Here is a 24,258-nt window from a genome sequence, read left to right on the forward strand (position 1 = left end):
CCATTATGTTCAAATTTCTAACAATAATATTGCGCAACAAAAAGGCCGCTGCTGGCATGTTGATTGTGCTAACCTATATTGGCATTGCACTCGCGGCGCCCTTAATAACAAGCCATGATCCACTCAAGCGTGTAACGCGTCCACACCAAGAGCCCAGCATAGAACACTCTATGGGTTCAACACGCATGGGGCGAGACGTATACACCCAGTTCATCTGGGGCACACGAACCTCTCTAATCGTAGGCTTTTCCGCCGGGTTGATCGTCACCGTTATCGGCACCCTTATCGGAGTCACCGCCGGGTACTTCGGCGGCTGGATTGATGAAACTTTGAATTTCATCACCAACATTGCGTTAGTCATACCCCAATTGCCGCTTCTGTTAGTGTTGGCCGCATTCATCGGCCAGTCAGATCCCTTTATGATCGCTTTAATAATCGGCTTAACGTCCTGGGCATGGGGAGCGCGGGTAACGCGCGCGCAAACTCTTACGTTGAGGCGGCGTGATTTCATTGAGGCATCGGAGCAAATTGGCGAACCCAGCTGGCGTATCATATGTGTCGAACTTATGCCCAACCTTTTATCCATCATCGGCTTCAACTTCATTGGCTCGGTTGTATACACCATCATCACCGAAGCAACTTTGGAATTTTTGGGGTTAGGCGATCCGCTTGCCGTTTCGTGGGGCACCATGCTCTATAACGCGCAGACCTCATCAGCCATAGCCGTTGGTGCATGGTGGGAAGTTTTCGCCCCATGCATGGCCATTGTCATTATTGGCATTGGATTATCTTTGTTGAATTTTGGCATTGATGAAATGTCGAACCCACGCCTTCGCACTTTAGGTGCTATCAACAAGGCTGTTAAGGCGCAAAAGAAGTTCGACCAAAACTACAAAGGCGCGAAGGGAGCTTCATCATGAACCAAGATCGCTTCCTAGATGTCAAAGGGCTAGAAGTCGACTACATGACAATTGATGGGCCGTTTCGTGCAGTCAAAACTGTAGACCTGCACATTAACCGTGGCGAAGTGCTCGGACTTGCCGGTGAGAGCGGTTGCGGCAAGTCAACCATTGCTTATGCCCTTATGCGTTTACATCGTCCTCCGGCCTTTATCTCTGGCGGGTCGATACATGTAGATGGCGAAGATGTGTTGGCATTTGACGAAGAGACATTATCCAAATGGCGTTGGAGCAAAGTCTCACTGGTATTTCAAAGTGCCATGAATGCCTTAAACCCTGTCCTTACTATTTTTGAGCAATTCCGCGATGTCTATCATCGGCACACCGGAAAATCGAAGGCTGAGGCACGCCAACGGGCAGAGGAATTGATGGCATTGGTCGGTATCGATCCCATACGCTTGGACGACTATCCACATCAATTATCTGGCGGAATGCGCCAACGGGTGGTTTTGGCAAATGCTCTTATTCTTGAGCCACAATTGATCATAATGGATGAACCTACAACGGCGCTCGACGTTGTTGTTCAACGCGAAATTCTGCAAGAAATTGCAGGGTTGCAGGAGAAATTTGGGTTTTCGATTCTGTTCATCACCCACGATCTAGCTCTGATGGCACAATTCGCAGACCGTATTGCAATCATGTTGGAAGGCGAAATCGTAGAAGTGGATGCCACTCACCAAATTGTTGAAAACCCTCAACACGACTACACCAAAAAACTATGGAATGCGATGCCAAGCTTTGACGATGCGGGTAGTTCACAAAACGATTCGGGAGTGAATTAAATGTCGACACAAAACTCAACATTTTTGACTTTGGATAAGGTCCATAAAATTTACACCATCAAAACCATGTTTGGTCCCACAAAAACGGTGAACGCGTTGCAAGACATTTCGTTTTCACTCCGCAAAGGTGAAGCGCTGGCTCTGGTGGGAGAAAGTGGATCTGGTAAATCCACATGCGGACGAGCAATCGCCGGAATGTTTCAAATTGATAGCGGTGAAATCAAAGTTGACGGCAAAGCAATTCGCACAGCACACACATCAAAAGAAAAACGTGATACTGCCCGTAAAGTTCAAATGGTCTTTCAAGATCCATTTGCTTCGCTGAACCCAACACACACCGTTCGTCATCACCTCGAACGTCCTTTAAAACTTCACAACAGAGTGCCAGCGGGTAAATCACTTGAAGACGAGCTACATCGCACACTAAGCGACGTAGAATTGGACCCAGCTGCAACACTCGATAAATTTCCTCACGAGCTATCCGGAGGGCAGCGCCAGCGTATCAACCTTGCACGTGCGCTCGCAGTGGGTGCAGAACTTATCATCGCAGATGAACCAACTTCAATGCTTGACGTTTCTATCCGTCGCTCAATTTTGAACTTAATGAAGCGCCTAAAAACCGAGCGTGGCATAACCTTTTTATACATCACCCACGATCTCGCTACGGCACACTATCTAACTGAAAATACAGCGGTGATGTTTGGCGGGCGAATTGTTGAGTATGGTCCATCAGACAAAATTGTCCGCGATCCCAAACATGCATATTCAAAACTTTTACTGTCTTCTGTACCAAATGCAAAAACAAAAATAGATGCTGATTTTGAGCGAGCTAAAGACTTCTCAAATTTTGCAGACCAAATCCGAAAAACAACTGCTGCCAGCACTGCCGAACTGGCACAAATTGGTGAAGGTCGTATGATGCGGAGCTAAAAACTATGCGTGATAGGGAGCTAAGTAGTGTTGGGCTTTATTGTCTCACGAAACTCTAACGCCCGCACACGCCCCGGACTGTCGCCGGTCCACCGCTTGAATGCGCGTGAAAAAGAACTAGGATCGGAAAACCCGACTAGAAACGCGACCTCGTTTACCGAGACCTTCTTACCGTCCAAATAATGTAAGGCCATTTTGTGTCGTATATGATCAAGCAACGCTTCAAAGGTTGTTCCTTCAACTTTAAGTTTACGATAAAGCGTCTGCCGGCTTTGGCCCATTTGTTTGGCAACATGCTCCATGTTGATTTCACCCGTATGTAAAATCGGCAAAATCAACTTTTCGATCTTTGTCGTCAGTTTGTTGCTATTGTCCAATTCGCTCAAAAGAGCCTCGCCACGCTCAACCAGCACACTAAACAGATATGGATTTGCTGGCTCAACTTTCACGCTTAGCCAATTGGGGTCGATTTGCATTGCATTGCGCACCGCGCCGAATTCCACTGGAACATTCAATATACGTTGATAGTCCGCCGCATAGCTGGGTGCTGCATGACAAACCTGCAATCGAAGAGCAAACGGCGTGTTACCAAAATGGCGTCGAAACTCACAAATAAAGCTCGCAAATGTCATTTCAGCAAGTTCAGGAAAATCCGCAGGCCCGATCCTATTATCAACAATCCACAAACCAGCCTCATTGGGTTCAACGCTAAACCGGTCCCCATCCAGACCAAGGTCCACCTCAGCCACCAATTTACTATATCGACTTAGCTGCTCAAGCACTTCACCCATGGTGGGTGCGGATTGGCAAATTAGCCCGACCACAGACAAGTCTTCAAATTTCATGTGGTCACAAAACTCTAGGGCAAACGCTGGCGCAGCACACTGTTCTTTCGCGCCCAAAATCAACGCTCGATAGCGCTCCATCGGAATGCGGTTGTCTGCGTCATCAAACAGGTTTTCATCAATTTGAGCCAACGCCAACAGCGCCTGTTTGTTCGCACCGCGCAGCGCGGCATAGTCCAGCACACCTTTTGCGTAACCAGCCGAAACGGTAAAATTCTTCATTTGCCCTACCATCCAAAAACCAAACCTGTCACCTCAGGTCAATACAATGATCCCTGCAGCCATTTACAGAATTACACACAGATTTTAGCTCATAGCCAACAAGATAGGAGCTATTTATGACGGACTTTCACAAATTTGGCGGCATTGCAGGGCTGATTGCCGCTGGAACATATCTATTTGGCTTTGTGCTTTTACTATCGGTGCTAGAACCAGCAGGATATGGCACTGGCGACATTGTTACCCAAGCCAAGTTTATGGCTGAAAACCAATTGACGATGTACGTTTGGAACTTGGTAATTTGGATATTGAACGCCATTGTTCTTGTGGTGCTCGCACTCGCCACACACGACAAACTAAAGGAAAAATCGCCGGCATTTAGTCAAGTCGCAACTTCATTTGCTTTGATTTGGGCAGGCCTAATACTGGCCAGCGGCATGCTTGCAAACATCTCGCTGGGCGCAGTTTCGCAACTGTATCTAACCCAACCAGACCAAGCTGGCACATTGCTACGCAGCTTATCATTGGTGGAAGAAGGCTTAGGCGGTGGAAACGAGCTTGCTGGCGGCCTTTGGGTTCTCATATTGAGTTGGGGCGCACTGCGCGCAAACCTATTTTCCAAACCACTCAATTACTTCGGCATTCTCATCGGCATTTCAGGGCTAAGCACGCTAATACCCACACTCGCACCAATAACAGGGGCCGTTTTTGGTCTTGGATTTATTGGCTGGTTCGCCTGGATCGGTATCGTACTGTTGCGGAACTAAACCGGAATAAAACCAGACTAATCAGAACAGTTTCACATGTTTATCCCCGTCAAGCACGGGGATAATTCTTCAATTCTACTTGCAATCATAACATCTGACTAAATTGTCCCGCCAACATTGGCGTCCACCCGAACTGAACAAAACCGTTCAGAAAGGATCGAGCTGAAAATTATTCTATGACAAAATCTTGACAGCGGCATGCCACATGAAGGAACATCTTCAGACCGTCACAAAAGTGCTATGCAGGCAGATTATGTCTCTGCGCGGCGTTATTTTGTTGACGCAACGATAATAAAGGCCAAGACCGCAACAATGCTGGTATCTAACGGCTTCTTCAAGTGGAGAGAAATCATGAACAAGATTCTATCATCAGGCATCGCGCTGCTCGCAGCGGGTGCAATTTCGATGTCTGCAGCACAAGCTGAAACCCTACGTTTGTTGACATGGGGCGGCTATGCACCGGAAAATGTCGTCGAAATGTTTGAAAAAGAAACCGGCCACACCGTTGAAGTGACCAAATCAAACAACGAAGAAATGGTTGCCAAATTGCGCGCCACAAATGGCGGTGGCTTTGATTTGGCACAGCCAAGCCAAGACCGGATCGCAGGTGCGCAGGCAGAATTTGAAATCTACAAGCCAATCGATCTATCAAAAATCGACACAAGCCAATTCATTCCATCAATGTTGGCAGCCACCAAAGGCAACACCATGATCGATGGTGATGTTTACGGTCTACCGCACGTTTGGGGCACATCAGGTCTTGTCGTAAATACTGCAATGGCTGGTCAGGTTAAAGATTACACTGACCTATGTGATCCTTCAGTTGCAGGCAAAGTTTCTTACCGCCTAAAACGCCCAACACTAATTGGTTTCGCATTCTCAATGGGTCTTGATCCATTCGCAGCTTATAATGACGAAGCAGCATACAAAGACATATTGGCTCAAGTTGAAGCCAAATTGATCGAATGTAAGTCAAACGTAAAAACCTACTGGGGTGGCGGCGACGAGATCAAAAACCTCCTTCGTTCAGGCGAAGTTGTTGCGGCAATGGCTTGGGATACAGGCGGTTGGTCTTTGAATGCTGACAATCCAGACATCACCTTTGTTGCACCAACATCTGGCGCACTAGGCTGGATCGATACATTCGCAATGCCAAAACGTGGTCGTGCTGATGAGGCCGCCTATGCGTGGATCAACTTCGTTATGCGCCCAGAGGTTGCAGCGATGATCACAACTGCAGCTGGCAACTTTACAGCGTCTCAAGGTGGCGATGCTGGTGTTGATGATGCTTTGAAAGCGCGCTATCAGGCAAGCTATCACCAAGAAGAAATCGACAACATCAAGTGGTACCCAACGGTTCCTGCTAACCTTGAAACACTTGAAGGTGCAGTTCTTGATCGCGTAAACGCGGCTAAGTAATCTGCCCAATAAGTCTAAATGTTTGAAGAGGCGCGAATTCGCGCCTCTTCTTCTATCGCCGGAGCATATATGAACCAGTTTGAAGCCAATTCGCAATTCGACCTTGAGTGCAAAGAAATCAACAAAAGCTTTGATGATTTTCGAGCAGTAAAGGATGTCAGCTTCAACGTTCCAACTGGCACCTTCTTTTCAATTCTTGGCCCTTCGGGCTGTGGCAAAACAACCCTCTTGCGCATGATAGCCGGCTTCCAAGAAGCCACAAGCGGCGACTTGCTGATCAAGGGCAAATCAATGATCGGGGTTGCACCGAACAAGCGCCCGGTTTCCATGGTTTTTCAACATCTTGCTCTGTTCCCAATGATGAACATTGAAGCAAATGTCGGCTTTGGACTACGGCAGCGCGGCGTGCCCCGCGAAGACATCGCCAAACGTGTTGCAACCGTATTGGAGCGCGTCGGATTGCCCGGCGTCGGCACACGGCAAATCAATCAACTTTCTGGCGGGCAAAAACAACGCGTCGCTATCGCCCGCTGCATGGTGCTCGAACCCGATGTTCTGTTGCTGGACGAACCGCTTGGAGCGCTTGATTTAAAGCTGCGCGAGCACATGAAAATCGAGCTTAAAACGCTTCAATCCGAATTCGGCACAACATTTGTCTATATCACCCACGACCAATCTGAGGCGCTTGTGATGAGCGACCAAATTGCGGTGATGAACCAAGGCGAGTTTGAACAGGTCGGCACCGCTCGTGAACTCTATCACAAACCCAATACCGCCTTTGTGGCTGGATTTGTTGGTGAGGCCAATAAATATAGCGCCACCGTCGACGCAGCATTTGGTGACGCGGTAACGTTGGTGACAGCAGACGGGATGGAGCTTAAAGGCATCAGCCCGACATCATCGCTTTCCAAAGGCGACAAAGCGGAAGTGTTTGTGCGACCAGAAGCAGTGCGGCTTTCAGTGGATGCAGGCAAATTTGGTGGCATTGAAAACCTGAACACTGGCATTGTTGAAAACATCTTATTCAATGGCGCGAACAGCCACATCATTTTGCGTGAAGAAAAATCCGGTGGCGAGATGAACGTCGCCATTCCACAAACTGGCGAGTTCCGCGACCTCAATAAGGGTGACAAGGTTCACATTGGCTGGGAAGCATCGCAAACCAGATGTTACGCAGTGGGTGCGTGATATGACAAACACGCAATCCAAACTTGGTCTATACCTTTTGATGGCACCATTGATGTTGTGGCTGCTGATGCTCATCATCATTCCCCATATCGGCATGTTTTTGGTGTCGATCAGCGTAAAAACCGGTGTCCGGCAATATGTCACGGGCCTTGGCAACTATATGGTGTTTTTCACCGAGCCGCTTTATTGGAACACTTTCGCGCGCACGGCCTTTATGTCGATATCTGCGACGTTCCTAACCCTCATCATTGGGTTCCCCGTTGCCTATTACATTGCAAAATTGACCCGCGGCCGGACAAAGACAACTCTATTTTTGATGTGCCTCATTCCCTTTTGGGTTTCCGAGTTGGTGCGCACATTTGGCTGGATGATTTTGCTGCGCGAAACAGGTATATTTTCCAGTCTCCTACAATATTTAGGCATCGTATCTGGGCCGGTTGAGTTCTTGTACAATGATGCAGCGATTATGATCGGGTTGGTCTACACGTCCATGTTGTTCATGGTCGTACCGCTCGTCACAACGCTTGATAGTTTGGATGACAGCTTGATCGAAGCTGGATATGATTTGGGTGGAAATGGCATTTCCATTTTACGCGAGATCATCATCCCCCACGCCATGCCCGGCATCGTTTCGGGCTGCATTGTGGTGTTCATGCTTTCGCTGGGCAATTACCTCACGCCAATTCTTTTGGGCGGCAAAGACAGCCTGTGGTTCACCGGACTGATCTATAGTCAATTCATCACCCGCTTCAATTGGGAGTTAGGTTCCGCATTCGGGTTCCTATTGTTGGCTTTGTCATCAACGATTGTTTGGGTTGGGCTTAAGCTCTCTCGCCAATCTCTAACCGACACTGTGGGGCAATAAGATGATCGCAACAATCCCACAATCAAAAGCATTTGCGTGGACATACCGCGCTTACATCATTTTGTTTTTCATCTATCTGGCATTGCCACTAACGGTGGTGTGCGCGTTTGCTTTCAACGACAGCGTGTTCCCATCCCTTCCATGGGATGGGTTCACTTGGGCATGGTTTTTTGGCAATGAAGCACCCTATATTGGCGTCTTTAACGAACGTCCGATTATCCGCTCCATCGGCACGTCATTGTTCGTCGCCTTCTGGGTGTCGTTGATGTCAATTGCAGTGGGCACCACAAACGCGTTTCTGTTCGTTCGCTATAGCTTCAAGTTCAAAGAACTCCTCTATATCTTGATGCTGTTGCCGCTCATCATTCCGGGCATTATTTTGGGCATTTCGATTTTGGTGTTTTCAAATACCGTCGCAAACAATTTGGAAAGTGCTACGGGCTTATGGTTCGACGGATTACGGCCAGGCTTGCCAATGGTGATCCTTGGTCAATTCAGTTTCATTGCGACTTTCGCAACATTGGTAATCTCAGCACGCCTTGAAAAATTTGATCGATCACTTGAAGAAGCAGCGTTGAATTTGGGTGCGAGTAAATGGGGCGCAGTGCGCCAGATCACCCTGCCCTTTTTGATGCCAGCTATTGCCGGTGCTGGAGTTGTTGCCGTGCTGATGAGCTTTGAAAACTTCAATACGACATTGATGTTGGTCGGCTCAGATGCGCCATTGACCATCACCATGTTTGACCGGTTGAAGCAGGGTTCCACTCCAGTGCTCAACGCGGTTTCGCTATTGTTGATTGTGGTCTCAGCCCTGATTGGACTGGCGTCGTTACTGTTCCAAAAACGGGGCTGACCAACTTGGCCGGCCCTATTTGAGCTCTACTTCAATTTTTCAACTTCGGTTTCCGCGTCGTAAATTTCACCCTCATGCCGCGCAATGTCTTTGTTGAGCTTTGCCCGCTCAGCTTTGTCTTTATCCGTATCTCCAGTTATGCCTTTTAGTTCACGCCGCAATTTAACAAGCTTGTCTGTAATATTGGCTTTCACAATCTTCCAAGCTTTCTTGTGATCGCCTTTGCCCATTGCATTTTTAAGCTGTTCAATTTCTCGTTTGAGCTCTTTTTTGCGTTTTTTTGCTCCGTCAATGGCAACTTTGGCATCCCACACATCTCGGTGCTCTGGATCGTTGGGATGATCTTTCATAGCCTTATCTAGGTGAGCTTGCGCCAGTTTCACCTGACGTTCCGCCCGATCGAGGCGATCTTGCAGTTCACGTTGTTTAAAGAAAACTTCAATCGCAAAATGCGACTTAACATCACCCCACCCTTTGGGCCATGCACCCCAATCAATTTTGAAGAAGACGCCGGTTGTAAAAACGACAGGCAAACTGGTCATGAGTGAAATGGCGGACGGGGCAGAAATCAAAAATGGATGCCGCGCCTCACGTATTGCCGCATTATAAAATATTGGACTTTCTGAAAGCAGTGTTTCAATCTGCTCCATGGACCAAATAGCGCCTGTTTGATCTCGCACCGCAATCAGCTTTTCAGCTATTTCCAACTCGCCTTTTGGCTGATCCAAAGCCAAGTGGCATACCAGTTCATGGGCGTTTTCAACTTCATTAACGAGATATAAGAAGTGATCAATTTGATGTTCTGAATATTGCTTTTCCATATTATCCTCCCAAAATGTTCCCAAGGATATTGGCACGCTGGCAGCATTTCGGCAAAGCCAGGCAATCTACAAATCAAATTGAAAAGGTTTCGGCACAAAAAAAGCTGACCCCAAGGGGCCAGCTCAAGTTAAACCGCATAAGAAACGGCTTGGGTCTAGCCCTAGGGATTAGAAACAGGCTTTCAATAGTTCAAGCGTGTTGTCGTCGTTCATTTCAACAGGATTTCCGCCGGTGCTCGGGTCTTGCAGGGCGGATTTTGTGAGTTTTTCTAGGTCTGGATTAATAACACCAAGTTCTGTGAGGTTCTTGGGAATACCAAGGCTGTCATTCAGCTCACCGACATAGGCATAAAAGCCCTCATACCCGCCATTAATGCCAAGATAGTTCGCCGCAGTTGTAAGTCGGCCTTCGACCGCAGAGCGGTTGAACGTTAGCACGGGCTGCATCACAACAGCGTTGGTCGTGCCATGGTGGGTGTTGTGTACTGCGCCGATCGGGTGAGATAGCGCATGAATGGCCCCAAGGCCTTTTTGGAAGGCGGTTGAGCCCATCGCTGCAGCAGACATCATGTGCGCCCGCGCTTCAATGTCAGACCCGTTTGCATAAGCACGAGGTAAATACTCTTTCACCAACCGCATACCCTCAAGCGCAATACCTTGGCTCATCGGGTGATAGTGGGGAGAACAGAACGCCTCCAAACAGTGCGCAAACGCGTCCATGCCTGTGCCTGCCGTTATGAAGCCTGGCATGCCAATAGAAAGTTCTGGATCGCAGATCACCACTGAGGGCAGAATTTTCGGGTGGAAGATGATCTTTTTTTCATGCGTCTCCGAATTGGTGATGATCGACGCGCGACCGACCTCAGAACCCGTGCCTGCCGTTGTTGGCACCGCAACGATTGGCGCAATGCCATCAACATCGGCGCGTGTCCACCAATCGCCAACATCTTCGAAATCCCAAAGCGGGCGCGTTTGACCGGACATAAAGGCAATGACTTTGCCCAAGTCCAAAGCTGAACCACCGCCGAACGCAATCACCCCGTCGTGGCCACCCTCACGATATTGCTTGAGCCCTGCTTCGGCGTTCAATTCGTTGGGGTTCGGATCAACTTTAGAGAACATGGCCCGGCCAAGGCCAGCCGCTTCCAACAAGTCCAGCGTGTTGGTGGTAATCGGCAAGTTAGCCAATCCTTTGTCACTCACCAGCAAAGGTTTCTTGATGCCAACGGCGGCGCACGCGTCAGCAATTTCTGAGATGCGGCCCGCACCAAAACGGATGGGGGTTGGGTAATTCCAGTTTCCTTGCAACAACATTACGCGTTACGCCTTCTTTAGATGGTATGATTTTGGACGCGTTAGATTGTGATACCCGATCACTGAGAGACCCCCGCCGCGTCCGGTGTTTTTGCAACCGGTCCAACAAAGGGCCGGATCAAGATAGTCAGCACGGTTCATAAACACTGTGCCGGTTTCGATTTCGGACCCGACCTGTCGAGCGCGTTCAACATCTCTGGTCCACAATGAAGCGGTAAGCCCAAACTCACTGTCGTTCATCAATTGGATCGCCTCTGCGTCATCTTTGACTTTCATAATGCCAACAACTGGGCCAAAGCTTTCGTCCCGCATGACCCGCATCGAATGATCCACATCCACCAGAATTTGGGGCATCAGATAAGCGCCACCATCATCTTCTGGGAACAATGCTGGATCGATCAAAGGCTTTGCGCCTGCAGCAATAGCCTCATTTGTTTGCGCCCTGACCTCGTTGGCAAATCGCACATGGGCCATCGGACCAAGGGTTGTTTCCTGATCAAGCGGATTGCCCAACTTATAACCAGAAACAATCTTCACGGCCTTGGCGACAAACTCATCGAACAAACTCTCAACCACATAGATGCGTTCAATGCCGCAGCAACATTGCCCAGAGTTGAACATTGCGCCATCAATCAGCGTCTCAACCGCTGCATCTAGGTCCGCATCGTCCATCACATAGCCGGGGTCTTTGCCGCCAAGTTCTGTACCGACACCCGTGAAGGTGCCTGCAGCAGCACGTTCCATCGCCTGTCCGCCACCAACAGAGCCCGTAAAGTTCACAAAGCCAAATGACTTCGCTGCGATCAACGAGGATGTTGTGTCGTGGCTTAAAAATACGTTCTGGAAGACATCTTTGGGGATGCCAACAGCATGAAAAGCTTGTGCCATTCGTTCGCCCACCAACAATGTTTGCGACGCATGCTTAAGCATCACCGCGTTCCCTGAGATCAAGGCCGGCGCCACCGAATTGATGGCGGTCATATAGGGATAGTTCCAGGGGGCCACAACCAGCACCACACCATGGGGCACACGCTCAATATAGCGGTTGAAACTGTCACTATCTTCAACTTCAATCGGGGCTAAAGCGTCAGGCGCGATTTTTGCCATGTGAGAAGCACGCTCGTTAAAGCCGCCAAATTCACCTCCATAACGCACAGGACGTCCCATTTGCCATGCAAGTTCTTCAACAACTTGGTCGTTCATCTCGCCGACTTTTTTTACGCCAGCTTGGACAAGTGCAATTCGTTCATCCAGTGGACGCGCAGCCCAAGCCTTTTGTGCAGCCGAGGCGGCATGAACCGCAGCGCTCGCTTCGCTCTCACTCAGCAAGGTACGCTCAGCATAAACCGACCCATCAATGGGAGAAATACATTTAACTCTGTTCGTCATTTTAGGCTCTTTCAAATCCCCGGGCGATTTCATAATCCGTCACCACCTGGTCAAATTCTTCCTGTTCCCACTCAGCTGCCCGCACATAATGGGCAACAACCTCATCACCAAACGCATCACGCAGCATCTTTGACCCCTTTAGGGTGACGGCTGCATCGCGCAATGTTTGTGGAATTTCTCCAGCGTCTTTGTCCGCATAAATGTCGCCCGTTGATGGTGGTGCGAGTTCGAGTTTTTCTTCAATCCCCTTAAGTCCCGCAGCCAATTGTACGGCCAACGCCAGATAAGGGTTCAGGTCAGATCCACCGATCCGGCATTCCACACGCACCGCTTTTGTACCATCGCCACATAGTCGGAAACCAGCCGTGCGATTATCAACCGACCACACTGTTTTGGTCGGCGCAAAAGTGCCTTTTTGGAACCGTTTATAGCTGTTGATATAGGGCGCCAAGAAATAGGTATATTCAGGCGCGTATCTGATCAAACCCGCCATATAGTGACGCATCAATTCAGACATACCCAACTCAGCATCCGGATCGAAGAACACATTGGCCCCGTCCTTCCAAAGTGATTGATGAACGTGGGAAGAACTGCCCACCCGGTCACGATGCCATTTGGGTAAAAACGTCGCCGCGTGCCCCTGCTGCCAAGCAATTTCCTTGGTCGCATGTTTAGCTATTGTGTGATGATCCGCACAATCTAACGCCGCACCGTAGCGAATGTTGAGTTCTTCCTGGCCCGCTTCTGCTTCGCCCTTGGAGTTCTCAATGGGGATACCCGCCGCATAAAGATGGTTGCGCAATGGACGCATCACCACCTCTTCCTTGGTCGTTTGTAAAATATGATAATCTTCGTTGTAACCACTGATCGGCTTCAAATCTCGAAAACCGGATTTGCGTACGTCGTCAAAGCTGTTTTCGAACAAAAAGAACTCAAGCTCCGTCGCCATCATCGCGGATAGGCCCAACGCTTCCAATCGGGCAATTTGTTTCTTCAGCATCGCCCGTGGCGAATGGGAAATCTCTTCATGGGTATGATGATCAAGCACATCACACAAAACCATCGCCGTTCCATCAAGCCAAGGCACAGGCCGCAATGTGGACAAATCTGGCTTCATCACATAATCGCCATAGCCTGACTGCCAGCTGGTAGCCGCATAGCCCTCAACGGTAAACATTTCCAAATCCGTCGCCAGCAAATAGTTGCAGCAATGGGTTTCTTCCCACGCGCTATCAACAAAATGAGCGGCATGAAAACGCTTGCCCATCAACCGGCCCTGCATGTCGGGAAAAGCAACAATCACAGTGTCAATTTCACCGCTCGCAACTTGGCTCTTTAGTTTTTCAAAAGATAGATTTCCCGGCATACTCACGTCCAATTAGATCGAGTTCATTTCGGAATGAACTGTAAAGGAAAATGTCCCGGAACCACAACGATGCAGCCCCGAGACGGTAGAATTAGCTGTAACGATACGGACGGCCAGCTTTGGTCATATCCGCATTGTATTTTTTGAAAATTTCAACAACTTTAGCTTTGGTAGGAGACTCTGCAGCAATCTCATCCCAGAACTTAAGTGCAGCACTTTCAACGGTTGCCCATTCTTCATCTGGAATTGAAGTCAATTCCATCTTAGGACCATTAACCCGAAGCGATGCTTCACCACCCCAATACCACCATTGACGATAGTAGTGAGAACTGTCCATTGCCAGTTGCAGCAACTGCTTCAAGTGATCAGGCAATTCGTTGTAGCGATCCATATTCGCAAAGAACGAACCGGCCCATGCGCCAGAAATATTGTTGGTGAGGAAGTAATTCGTCACATCTGCCCAGCCGACAGTGTAATCCTCTGTGATGCCAGACCAAGCAATACCGTCGAGCTCGCCGGTTTGTACAGCAACCTCGATATCTTCCCAAGGCAGTGTTACAGGAACCACCCCAAACTGGCTCAAGAAACGACCAGCTGTTGGGAACGTAAACACGCGCTTACCTCTTAGATCGGCGAGACTACGGATTGGGTCTTTAGTTGCAAAGTGACATGGGTCCCATGCACCAGCTGACAAATGTTTCACACCAACTTTTGAATATTCTTCGTCCCAAATCTCGTTCAAACCATATTGGTTGAACAGCACAGGTACATCGAGCGAATAGCGACTAGCAAACGGAAAATAGCCGCCAAATACTGTAACTTCTGTCGGCGACGCCATTGAATCGTCGTCTGACTGCACAGCGTCGATTGTGCCCTTTTGCATGGCCCGGAACAATTCGCCCGTTGGCACCAGCTGATCTGCGTAGAACAATTCGATTTCCATCTCATCGCCAGCAACTTTATTGAATGCATCAATGGCAGGTTTAACCACATGTTCGCCCAAAGCTGAGCCAGCATATGTTTGCATCCGCCATCGGATTTTAGATTGCGCTATCGCCGGAGTGGCCAAAGCGGCGGCCGGGGCTGCAAGTGCGGCGCCGGTTAAAAACTTACGTCTAGTTGTCATCTCATTCTCCTCGTTTTTGCATTTCCAGCCCAATTTGCTTGGGTCTTTTATGTCGTTATTTTCCGTAGACCGCATTGGGTAACCAGAGCGCGATCTGGGGGAATAGAATTATGAGTGTGAGCGCGAAAAGCATCACCAATACGAACGGCAGTATCGAGCCGTAAATATCCTTAAGGGTAATCTCCGGCGGTGCCATCGCGCGCATCAAAAACAGATTGTAGCCAAATGGCGGCGTCATGTAGGCGATTTGCGTCGTGATCGTATACAAAACGCCATACCAAATAAGATCAAAACCAAGCACCTTCACAAGAGGCACGTATAGCGGCGCCACAATCACCAGCATCGCGGTGTCATCAAGGAACGTACCCATGATCAAAAATGAAAGTTGCATCAAAATCAAAATGACCCAAGGGTTAAGGCCTAATTGCTCGGTAAACAAATTGTCGATGGCACGCACAGCACCAAGGCCGTCGAACACAGCGCCAAATCCAAGTGCAGCGAGAATAATCCACATGAACATGCACGAGATCAAAAGTGTCTGGCGAACCGAGACTTCAAACACCTTGCGGTTCATTCGTCCTTTTAGGATTGCCGCTAGAAAGGCAGTCATCGCGCCAATAGCAGAACTTTCCACAAGGCTCGTCCAACCATTGATGAACGGCACCATCATCGCTGCAAAGATTGTAATCGGCAAAAGTCCTGCACCAAGCAGCCGGAATTTTTCGCCCGTCGAAACATCTCGTTCTTCTTTTGGCAAAACGGGGCCAAGCTCAGGTTGAATTCTGCACCGGATATAGATGTACAAAATGAAAAGCGCGGCCATTAGTAATCCGGGGAACACACCAGCAAGCCACAGTTGCCCCACAGGTTGGCGCGCAATCATTGCATAAAGCACCAACACTACCGAAGGCGGAACTAAGATTCCAAGTGAAGAACCTGCCTGAACAACCCCCGTGACCATGCGTTTATCGTAGCCACGGCGCAGCAATTCTGGCAGCGCGATCGTGGCACCAATGGCCATACCAGCCACCGACAAACCGTTCATGGCAGAAACCAGTACCATCAAGCCGATTGTGCCGATTGCTAGTCCACCGTGAACAGGCCCCATCCACACATGGAACATCTTGTACAAATCGTCAGCGATCTTGCTTTCGGATAGGATGTAGCCCATGAAAATGAACATCGGCAAAGTCAGAAGCGGATACCATTTCATCAATTTCATCGCGGACGAAAATGGAATATCCGAACCGCCTGTTCCCCAAAGGAAGATGGCAGCGATCGCAGCAACCGCACCGATTGCGGCAAAGACACGTTGCCCGGTGAACATCATCAGCATCATCGATGCGAACATGAATATCGCTATCATTTCATAGGACATTAGAGTTCCACCCCTTTGAGTGTAGCAATGTCCTTGAACAACTCAGAGATCGATTGCAAGAGCATCATAAAGATGCCGAAACACATGATGACTTTGACTGGCCACATGTAGGGACGCCAGGCCGTTGGACTGCGCTCGCCGTATTGAAATGAATAGCTGGTGCTGTCGTAAGCGCCATAAAGCATCACGCCGAGATAGAAGATTAGGAACAGCACCGTGATCGCGTCGATCTGTGCTTTCTTTTTATCCGACCACGCACCGTAAAATAGGTCCATACGCACATGTGAACCTTGCTGCATGGAGTAAGGCCCGCCCAAAACGTAATAGGCAACCATTGCAAACTGCGCCACTTCCAGCGTCCACAAAGAGGGTAAAAAAAACGTCTTTGAAATAGAGGACCACAACAGAATAGCGACCATGACGAATATGAAATACATCATGATGCGGCCCATTCGATAATTCACCGCATCAACAACCTTGATGTATTTGCGCATGAATGAAAGCATCAACTTCCCTCCACTTCGTCATCAGCATCAAGTCGCGCCAATGAACGTGTAACAAGATCAGCGAGTATTGTTGCCATTCTGCGTTGCTGGTCAGCAGTTGAAATCAAGTCATTGCGCACTTCTATCATCACGTTGTGCAAACCGTTCTCGACCCCGTGTTTTTTCAGCGTAAAGGTCACACCGTCTTTTGGTCCATAAGGTTCATTTAACGCAAACTTGAAATCGGCGTATTGCGATGAGAGTTCCATCATTTTCCGGGCCAACCGATCATCGCTGTCACAAAGGATACCGATTTCAGTGCCACGGTTTTCCCCTTTATAGACAGGGGTAAAACTATGAATGGTAACAATGACGGCGTCGCCTTTATGCCAACGGATGGTCTTAGCCACCAAGTCAGAAAACGGCACAAAACATCGCTCAACACGGTCTTGATAGTCTGCACTGGATAGATCAAAATTTCCCGGCACATCAAAAATCTCGCTATGCGTTGGCACCGCATCGACCGCTTCTGGAGGTCGATTGCAATCATAAATCAGTCGGGACACTTTACCTAGAATGACTTGTGCATCGAGCAGTTCCCCCATGTATACGCTAACCTCACGGGCACCCGGATCCCATGCGATATGAGACTTTTTGAGTTCTTCAGAAAGCCCAAGATCAGCAAATTGGCGAGGGAAATTGTTGGCGGCGTGTTCACAGATCAAAAGAACAGACGAACGTCCGGCCACATTGACCAACTCAACTGCATCGAACGTTTCTTCTCGCATACCAGCCCATTCTGTAGAAAAATTCACAATCACTCCCTGTTTGTATATTTTTCTTCAAAACTATCTAAGTTGTCAATATCAATTCTGAAATCTTCTCTTCATATTTGAGCAAATTGTTGATAAACGGGGAGAAATGGAGATTTAACAGTGACCGAAAGTACCAGCACCGTCGCAGAACTGCTGCAGAGTAAGTTTGATCATTTGACAAGAGCCGAGCGTCAACTCTCACATTCTCTCATGGAAAACTATCCTGTCTCCGGTCTAGGCTCCATCACGGCGGTTGCAAAAGACGCGGGTGTTTCCACCCCCACGGTTGCACGGCTGGTGCAAAAACTTGGTTTTAAAGGGTTTCCCAGTTTTCAAGCCGCTTTGCGCAAAGAAGTTGAAGCAACAATTTCCGACCCGATTGCCAAGCACGACACTTGGGTAGATCAAGCACCAGGCGAGCATATCGTCAATAAATTTGCAGATGCCGTGCTTGAAAATGTGCGCCACTCATTGGGCCAACTGGATATTGAGACGTTCGAAAGCGCCTGCGAACTGCTGGCCGATACCGACAAGCCGCTATTCATCGTGGGCGGTCGAATTACCAGATCCCTTGCCGACTATTTTTTTCTCCACATGCAAGTTTTGCGCAAAGACGTAACCCATATCCAAGCCATTTCAAATGCGTGGCCGCATTATTTGCTCGACATAAAAAAAGATGATGTGGTGGTGATATTCGATGTTCGTCGTTACGAAACCTCTACATTAAAGCTCGCTGAAATGGCTGCCGAAGCTGGTGCAAAAATCGTCCTGTTTACAGACCAATGGCTTTCACCCATCGCAAAACTGGCTGACCATACATTTAGCCTCAAAATCGTTGTTCCATCCGCATGGGATAGTTCGGTGACGACATTGTTGCTGATGGAAACAATTATCGCTGACGTTCAACAACGCACATGGCCCGAAACCCGCGCCCGCATGGAAGAACTCGAAGTGATGTTTGACAAAACGCGGTTCTTCAGAAAATTCACCTGATCAGTCGACTTCAGAAAACTCCTCACGCTCCTTAGCGAAATGAACATTATGACGAACAAGAAACATGTCGCCATTATTGGAGCGGGCCCCGCTGGATTAGCGGCGGCAGAAGCGCTGATCGACTGCGATTGCGTGGTCACAATTTATGATGCGATGCCTTCCCCTGCTCGAAAGCTTCTTTGGGCTGGAAAGTCGGGCCTTAATTTGACCCATGCCGAGCCATTTGAAAAATTCAAAAACAGGTTTGGCAATGCATCTATAAATCTACTGCCAGCCCTAACCGCCTTCACACCAACAGATCTTCAGACGTGGGCGGATGAGCTGGGCGCTGAAACATTCGTTGGGTCATCCGGTAGAGTATTCCCCAAAGCGATGAAGGCCTCACCGCTTTTGCGCAATTGGCTGAAACGACTGGATCAAGCAGGTGTGGTGCTTAAAACAAAGCACAAATGGCTTGGATATGATGGTGAGCAACTCAGATTTGAAACGCCATCCGGCGAGTTGAGTGTTGCTGCTGACGTGACCATTCTCGCATTGGGGGGCGCATCCTATCCAAAATTGGGGTCGAACGCCAAATGGGTCCAATGGCTAGAAAGGCGCGACATTAAGATTGCGACTTTCCGCCCGTCAAACTGCGGGTTTGACGTAAATTGGAGCACCCATTTTCAAGAAAAATTTGCCGGTACCCCCGTCAAAAACGTGACGGTTTTAACGAACGCAGCGGCGATTGAGGGTGAATTTGTCATAAGAAAATCTGGCATTGAAGGTAGTTTGATTTACACCCATGCAGCGCCCTTACGTGACCAACTAGAGACCAAAGGTGAAGCATCACTAACAATCGATCTTGCACCAAATAGAGTGGTGGAAAAACTCCAACTCGCGCTTGAGAGGCAAAACCCAAAACAAAGCCTTTCCAATCGTTTACGCAAAGGCGCACGACTAACGGGCGCAAAAGCCGCGCTCGTGCGGGAGTTGTTTCCTGAAGCCGCCAAAGCGAACCCAGAACAACTTGCAATAAAGATCAAAGCACTCAACTTAGCTGTGGTCGCGCCACGGCCAATTGAAGAAGCGATCTCCACGGCTGGTGGCATTGAATGGTCAGAACTCAACGAAAACTACATGCTCAAAAAGCAGCCCGGCACATTCGTTGCAGGCGAGATGATAGATTGGGAAGCGCCGACTGGTGGCTATCTGCTCAGCGCATGTTTTGCCACGGGTAGAGCCGCGGGAATTGGCGCAGCCAAATGGCTGCACCAATTCCGCTAAGCCAAGCTAGTTAAACATCGCGTTTGGCAATAAAAGTGCGATCTGGGGGAAGATTACGATCAACGCCAACGTAACAATCATCGCCAACCAAAACGGCATAATACCCGCAAATATGGTTTCGATTTTCACGTCCGCCACGACACTTTTCACAATGAACACATTCACCCCCACCGGCGGTGAAATAAGGCCCATTTCCAAAACAATTACCATCACAACACCCAGCCATATCGGGTCAAATCCCATGCCAACAACCAACGGAAAAACGATGGGTAACGTGATGACCAAAAGCGATAAGCCCTCGATGAACATGCCCAAAATCACATAGCCAAAAAGAATTATTGCCAATGTGCCATATGTCCCCAAGGCCAATCCGGTAACAGCACCCGCAATTGTCGTCGGTAGATGAGAAAGCGCAACAAATGGCGCGAAAACATTCGCCCCTATCAAAATGAAAAACGCCATCCCCGTCGTTTTAAGCGTTTCAGCGCTTACATCATAAAGGTTCTTGATTGTGCATTGCCCGCGAACGATCAGCATAATGAGGGCAAAAAATGCACCCACACCGGCCGCCTCTACTGGGGTAAAGAACCCTGTATAAATACCACCAATTGTGATCAAGATGATCGTGCCGATACCTGTCGCACGCAACAGACTGGTAAGCTTTTCTTTTGTTGTGAACTTGGGGCCCCGTGGTCCCTCTTCCGGCCAAAAAAATGTTACAATTGCTATGGCAATCAAGAACATTGTGGTCAGCAAGATACCGGGCAAAACCCCCGCCATAAACAATCGACCAATTGATTCCTCGGTGAGCACAGCGTAGATGACGAAGCCCGTTGATGGCGGAATGAGAATACCAAGCGTTCCCCCCGCTGCGATTGAACCGGTGGCAAGTCGCGCACCATAATTGTACCGACGCATTTCCGGATATGCCACTTTGCCCATCGTGATTGCCGAGGCAATTGATGATCCAGATAATGCTGCAAATCCGGCACAACCAACAATGGTCGCTGCCGCCAATCCACCGCGTAAATGACCGACAATTTTATGGGCAGCCTCAAACAAATCCCGGCTGAGACCTGCTGTAGAAGCTAGATTTCCCATCAAGATAAACAGCGGGATAATGGTGAGTTCATAAACGGTGACGGTGGCGAAGGCCTGCCCGCTAAGGGTAAAAGCCGCAGCTTGAAAACCTGACAACAGGATCGTGCCCACAAAGCCAACGATGAGCAAGGCAACAGCAACGGGCATGCCCGAGGCCAAAAACCCAAACAAGGCGGCAAACCCCAGAACACCATACATTTCGGGGCTCATGGCAATACCCTTTCCAGCAAAAGCATCAAGGCGGCAATGGCACAGCCAACCGCAACAGCATAATAAGAAGGACCAAACGGCAACTGCATCAACAGCGTTGCTTCGCCAAACAACTCAGCCTCCAGCGCATTTGAGAATGCGCGCCAAGCCAAATAGCTGAGCATGACAAAACCGCAAATGCTAATTGCCCACCCCAACACCTTCTGGACACCGGCGGGTAGCATCAGCAACAACGTGTCGATCGCGATTAATCGACCCGCCAAAACACACAATGGCAAACTGATTGAAACCAAAAACGACAAAAGGATTTGCGAATAGTCGTTGGCACCAAAAATCGGCTTGTTGAGGAATGAACGAAGCAACGCATCACTGACCGATAGTCCCATCAACGCGAAAACGATCAAAGCACCGCTGATGACCAGCGGCACTTCAACCCAACTGCGCCAACCGGACAATGTATGTCCGGTTGCGCTTATTTTTTCATGTGACATTGAATTAGTTGCCAGCCAATGCATCGACCAACGCGTGGGCATCAATGTTCTTTTCTTTACCGATTTTGTCGATAAAAGCGTTCAACGCGCCCCGCATTTGTGACCTAAATTCACTATCGGCATCAGCGTCGATTTCGATCAGCTCAACACCCGTTTCTTTGGCGAGATCAAGGCCAGATTTACCCGCTTCATAAAACGCTTGTGCGCCGCGCAAACTCAAGTGGCGACCAACAAGCCCATCAAGTGCGGCCTTGTGCTCGTCGCTTAAATTCTCCCAGCTGGATTTATTCATCAATAGATAAAAACTATCGAGCGCTGAGGGAATGTTGGTGGTGACATATTTTGCGGTTTCATTGAGTTTATAAGAACGAATGCCTGATGGCCCAATCATCACCGCATCAATAACACCAGTGTTCATCGCGTTATAGGTATCCGTTGTTGGCATCGACACAGGAATACCGCCCCATGCTTTGACCAACTCGGCCATCACCGGATTTGGCGTACGAATTTTCATGCCCTGCATATCCGCAACGCTGCGAACCGCTTTATCTCGCGTGATAAGCACTGACGGGTTGTTGGCCCACAGGCCCAATAATTTGGTTTGCGAGTATTCGTCCTCAATAAGTCCGATATTGTCCCATAGAGCGTTAGTTGCAGCTTCCCCACCTGGGAACAGGCCGGGCAAATGAACCATGGCGGTTTTGCTGAACTGTTTCGGTGTATATTCAGGAATGCCAAAAACAATGTCAGCAACGCCAGTTACGACCCGCTTATATTGTTGAACCGGGCCCTTGCCCAACTCACCAGCCGGATAAATCCGAATGGTCAACTCGCCATTGGTTGCCGCAGATAATTGTTCGGCCAAAGGCGTCATCACGCCTTTATCCATTGGATGTGTAGATGGCATAAAGTGAGCAATTTTTAGCTCTGCAGCGCCTGCCAATGTGGTGCCTACAATAATACTCGCTGTTGAAATGGCTGCGACCGCAAAACGTCGCAAATATCCAGTTTCCTGCCTCATATTTTTCCCCCTCCAGGATTGATATATTTTACTTAACAGTGATAGTTATCCATGTTAACTACATAAAAGAGTATGCTATACTGCAAGTCAACTGATTTGTCGGAGACTGCATTGGCTGAAGAATTTACGCTGCACAACCGGGTTGGCTTTAAGGTCACTCGGCTGGCAAGAATTATGGAAGCGGGACTTGAAAAACAACTTTCCGAACATGGTGTAACCCGTCTGATGTGGTGTGTGTTGCGCGGTGTTGGCATGGAAGATGTGAACACCCCTTCTGGCCTCGCCGAGTACATTTGCATCGCACGGCCAGCCATATCGCGTTTGCTGAAGGCGATGGAAAATCGAGGTTATGTTGAGCGCAGTGGCATCTACAATGACAAGCGATTTACAGAAGTAGTGCTGACCGAGCTTGGCGAAGAAAAAATGAAAGTTTGCCACGTATTAGTGCGGGAATTGAACGAGCGTTTTGCAAGTAAGCTGGACACAAAAACATATGACATCCTGATGGATGCAATTGATAAAATGACCGAAGACGAAGATGTAAAACTGATGCGTCTTTAAGCGGATGAGGTTTGGGGGAAACTTGAGCGCAACAGAAAAGCCGATTGATCTGCGGTCTGATACCGTCACCAAACCATGTGACGCCATGCTTTCAGCCATGATAAAGGCTGAAATTGGTGATGATCAATATCAAGACGATCGTGAAACCAATTTATTGCAGGATGAAGTTGCCCAGCTTTTAGGGAAACAAAACGCCCTATGGCTTCCCTCTGGCACAATGGCAAATCAAGTTGCGTTGCGCGTCGCAACACGACCGGGCGACGACGTCATTGTTTCTACCCAATGCCATGCAGTGTGGCACGAAACAGGCGGAAGCGCCGCCAACTCTGGTGTTCAGCTAACGGATATCGGCGAAAATGGTCATTTTTCTGCTGACCAATTTTTGGCCGCTGTTAAACCTCGCAATCACCACATCTATCCACCAACAACCATGGTTCAAATCGAAAACACCCACAATCGCTGCGGTGGACGTGTAATGGCCAAAAAACAGATGGACCAAATCTGCGCCTACGCAAAACAGGCTGGCATTTTCTCTCATCTAGATGGCGCGCGGCTGTGGAATGCATCCCATGTACTTGACGAAAAACCCGCTACTTTAGCCGCACCGTTTGACGCCGTTATGGTTTCCCTTTCCAAAGGCCTTGGCGCACCCGGCGGTTCGATCTTAGCAGGAAGCAAAGAGTTCATTGAATCCGCAACGCGCTACCGCCGCATGTTTGGCGGCGCTATGCGCCAAACCGGGTATTATGCGGCAGCCGGACGGTACGCCATAAAACACAACATGGACCGACTTGTTGATGACCATGCGAATGCAAAGCAATTTGCCCAGGTTCTCGCTGCGTCTCAAATGGTAACTATTGATCCTGAAACCATTGAAACAAACATCGTTGTATTTGAAATCCACGCCGAACATATTAGTGCGCACGATCTTGTCCAAGCAGCCAAACGCTCAAATGTTCTCATCAATGCACTCGGCTCAAACACTATTCGCATTGTCACCCATTTGGATGTTGATCGTGACGCATGTACCAAAGCCGCTGACATCATCGTTGACATCCTAAAAAAATCATCCAAAACAGCTTTGCCAGTCTAAG

The 24,258-nt window shown here is 48.8% G+C and carries 24 protein-coding genes; 12 read left to right on the forward strand and 12 right to left on the reverse strand.

What is annotated here, in order from left to right; translation table 11 throughout:
* Window positions 1-5 precede the first annotated feature (5 nt).
* Genes ACSHWX_RS01600 through ACSHWX_RS01610 form a run of 3 tightly spaced genes read left to right on the forward strand, consistent with a single transcriptional unit; the run spans window position 6 to window position 2,671 of the window.
* Window positions 6-920: an ABC transporter permease gene (locus ACSHWX_RS01600; protein WP_435666423.1), complete on the forward strand. Its 915-nt coding sequence runs from the start codon at window positions 6-8 to the stop codon at window positions 918-920.
* Window positions 917-1,741: an ABC transporter ATP-binding protein gene (locus ACSHWX_RS01605; protein ID WP_435666424.1), complete on the forward strand. Its 825-nt coding sequence runs from the start codon at window positions 917-919 to the stop codon at window positions 1,739-1,741. The genes ACSHWX_RS01600 and ACSHWX_RS01605 overlap by 4 nt, the downstream gene beginning before the upstream one ends.
* Window positions 1,742-2,671 carry an ABC transporter ATP-binding protein gene (locus ACSHWX_RS01610; protein ID WP_435666425.1) on the forward strand — a complete coding sequence of 310 codons (930 nt, stop codon included), beginning with the start codon at window positions 1,742-1,744 and terminating at the stop codon, window positions 2,669-2,671.
* Window positions 2,672-2,691: 20 nt separating this feature from the next.
* On the opposite strand, the gene ACSHWX_RS01615 is transcribed toward ACSHWX_RS01610, so the two are convergent.
* Window positions 2,692-3,738: an AraC family transcriptional regulator gene (locus tag ACSHWX_RS01615; RefSeq protein ID WP_435666426.1), complete on the reverse strand. Its 1,047-nt coding sequence runs from the start codon at window positions 3,736-3,738 to the stop codon at window positions 2,692-2,694.
* Window positions 3,739-3,854: 116 nt separating this feature from the next.
* Between ACSHWX_RS01615 and ACSHWX_RS01620 the strand changes: the two genes are divergently transcribed.
* The 5 genes from ACSHWX_RS01620 (at window position 3,855) to ACSHWX_RS01640 (ending at window position 8,827) form a co-directional block, all read left to right on the forward strand.
* Window positions 3,855-4,502 (forward strand): DUF4386 family protein, encoded by a 648-nt coding sequence (locus ACSHWX_RS01620; protein ID WP_435666427.1) that lies wholly within the window; start codon window positions 3,855-3,857, stop codon window positions 4,500-4,502.
* 351 nt (window positions 4,503-4,853) lie between these two features.
* Window positions 4,854-5,921 (forward strand): extracellular solute-binding protein, encoded by a 1,068-nt coding sequence (locus ACSHWX_RS01625; protein ID WP_435666428.1) that lies wholly within the window; start codon window positions 4,854-4,856, stop codon window positions 5,919-5,921.
* A 69-nt stretch (window positions 5,922-5,990) separates the two neighbouring features.
* Complete coding sequence (locus ACSHWX_RS01630; RefSeq protein WP_435666429.1) at window positions 5,991-7,109, forward strand: ABC transporter ATP-binding protein; 1,119 nt, start codon at window positions 5,991-5,993, stop codon at window positions 7,107-7,109.
* A 1-nt stretch (window position 7,110) separates the two neighbouring features.
* Window positions 7,111-7,974 (forward strand): ABC transporter permease, encoded by an 864-nt coding sequence (locus ACSHWX_RS01635; protein WP_435666430.1) that lies wholly within the window; start codon window positions 7,111-7,113, stop codon window positions 7,972-7,974.
* 1 nt (window position 7,975) lies between these two features.
* Window positions 7,976-8,827, forward strand: coding sequence for an ABC transporter permease (locus ACSHWX_RS01640; RefSeq protein WP_435666431.1), 852 nt, complete (start codon window positions 7,976-7,978; stop codon window positions 8,825-8,827).
* A gap of 26 nt (window positions 8,828-8,853) precedes the next feature.
* Here ACSHWX_RS01640 and ACSHWX_RS01645 read toward each other — a convergent pair whose 3' ends face one another.
* The 8 genes from ACSHWX_RS01645 to ACSHWX_RS01680 all read right to left on the reverse strand — a co-directional run bounded on the left by ACSHWX_RS01645 (window position 8,854) and on the right by ACSHWX_RS01680 (window position 17,494).
* Complete coding sequence (locus ACSHWX_RS01645; protein ID WP_435666432.1) at window positions 8,854-9,648, reverse strand: hypothetical protein; 795 nt, start codon at window positions 9,646-9,648, stop codon at window positions 8,854-8,856.
* A 168-nt stretch (window positions 9,649-9,816) separates the two neighbouring features.
* A complete protein-coding gene (locus tag ACSHWX_RS01650; RefSeq protein WP_435666433.1) occupies window positions 9,817-10,962 on the reverse strand; it encodes an iron-containing alcohol dehydrogenase in 1,146 nt (381 codons plus the stop codon).
* Between the two features lie 6 nt (window positions 10,963-10,968).
* Window positions 10,969-12,351 carry an aldehyde dehydrogenase family protein gene (locus ACSHWX_RS01655; RefSeq protein ID WP_435666434.1) on the reverse strand — a complete coding sequence of 461 codons (1,383 nt, stop codon included), beginning with the start codon at window positions 12,349-12,351 and terminating at the stop codon, window positions 10,969-10,971.
* A gap of 1 nt (window position 12,352) precedes the next feature.
* Window positions 12,353-13,717 carry a glutamine synthetase family protein gene (locus ACSHWX_RS01660; RefSeq protein WP_435666435.1) on the reverse strand — a complete coding sequence of 455 codons (1,365 nt, stop codon included), beginning with the start codon at window positions 13,715-13,717 and terminating at the stop codon, window positions 12,353-12,355.
* A gap of 91 nt (window positions 13,718-13,808) precedes the next feature.
* On the reverse strand, window positions 13,809-14,843 hold the full coding sequence (locus tag ACSHWX_RS01665) for a TRAP transporter substrate-binding protein (protein WP_435666436.1): 1,035 nt from the start codon (window positions 14,841-14,843) through the stop codon (window positions 13,809-13,811).
* A gap of 55 nt (window positions 14,844-14,898) precedes the next feature.
* Window positions 14,899-16,221: a TRAP transporter large permease gene (locus ACSHWX_RS01670; protein WP_435666437.1), complete on the reverse strand. Its 1,323-nt coding sequence runs from the start codon at window positions 16,219-16,221 to the stop codon at window positions 14,899-14,901.
* A complete protein-coding gene (locus ACSHWX_RS01675) occupies window positions 16,221-16,727 on the reverse strand; it encodes a TRAP transporter small permease subunit (RefSeq protein WP_435666438.1) in 507 nt (168 codons plus the stop codon). The genes ACSHWX_RS01670 and ACSHWX_RS01675 overlap by 1 nt, the downstream gene beginning before the upstream one ends.
* Complete coding sequence (locus ACSHWX_RS01680; RefSeq protein ID WP_435666488.1) at window positions 16,727-17,494, reverse strand: N-formylglutamate amidohydrolase; 768 nt, start codon at window positions 17,492-17,494, stop codon at window positions 16,727-16,729. The genes ACSHWX_RS01675 and ACSHWX_RS01680 overlap by 1 nt, the downstream gene beginning before the upstream one ends.
* 147 nt (window positions 17,495-17,641) lie before the next feature.
* On the opposite strand from ACSHWX_RS01680, the gene ACSHWX_RS01685 reads away from it, so the two are divergent.
* Window positions 17,642-18,514, forward strand: a complete 873-nt coding sequence (locus tag ACSHWX_RS01685; protein WP_435666439.1) for a MurR/RpiR family transcriptional regulator — start codon at window positions 17,642-17,644, stop codon at window positions 18,512-18,514.
* A gap of 48 nt (window positions 18,515-18,562) precedes the next feature.
* Window positions 18,563-19,780: a TIGR03862 family flavoprotein gene (locus ACSHWX_RS01690; RefSeq protein ID WP_435666440.1), complete on the forward strand. Its 1,218-nt coding sequence runs from the start codon at window positions 18,563-18,565 to the stop codon at window positions 19,778-19,780.
* Window positions 19,781-19,786: 6 nt separating this feature from the next.
* Here the strand turns inward: ACSHWX_RS01690 and ACSHWX_RS01695 are convergent, their stop codons facing one another.
* The 3 genes from ACSHWX_RS01695 to ACSHWX_RS01705 are packed head-to-tail and all read right to left on the reverse strand — an operon-like array spanning window position 19,787 to window position 22,603.
* Window positions 19,787-21,091: a TRAP transporter large permease gene (locus ACSHWX_RS01695; RefSeq protein ID WP_435666441.1), complete on the reverse strand. Its 1,305-nt coding sequence runs from the start codon at window positions 21,089-21,091 to the stop codon at window positions 19,787-19,789.
* Entirely contained in the window at window positions 21,088-21,582 is a 495-nt protein-coding gene (locus ACSHWX_RS01700) for a TRAP transporter small permease (RefSeq protein ID WP_435666442.1), read from the reverse strand. Before ACSHWX_RS01700 ends, ACSHWX_RS01695 begins: the two co-directional genes overlap by 4 nt.
* Before the next feature lie 4 nt (window positions 21,583-21,586).
* Complete coding sequence (locus ACSHWX_RS01705; RefSeq protein WP_435666443.1) at window positions 21,587-22,603, reverse strand: TRAP transporter substrate-binding protein; 1,017 nt, start codon at window positions 22,601-22,603, stop codon at window positions 21,587-21,589.
* Between the two features lie 111 nt (window positions 22,604-22,714).
* Between ACSHWX_RS01705 and ACSHWX_RS01710 the strand changes: the two genes are divergently transcribed.
* Together ACSHWX_RS01710 and ACSHWX_RS01715 are read left to right on the forward strand one after the other, a co-directional pair.
* On the forward strand, window positions 22,715-23,164 hold the full coding sequence (locus ACSHWX_RS01710) for a MarR family winged helix-turn-helix transcriptional regulator (protein ID WP_435666444.1): 450 nt from the start codon (window positions 22,715-22,717) through the stop codon (window positions 23,162-23,164).
* Window positions 23,165-23,186: 22 nt separating this feature from the next.
* Window positions 23,187-24,257, forward strand: coding sequence for a threonine aldolase family protein (locus tag ACSHWX_RS01715; protein ID WP_435666445.1), 1,071 nt, complete (start codon window positions 23,187-23,189; stop codon window positions 24,255-24,257).
* Window position 24,258: the final 1 nt, after the last annotated feature.

It is taken from the genome of Maritalea sp. (genome assembly GCF_051251695.1).
Lineage (GTDB): Bacteria > Pseudomonadota > Alphaproteobacteria > Rhizobiales > Devosiaceae > Maritalea.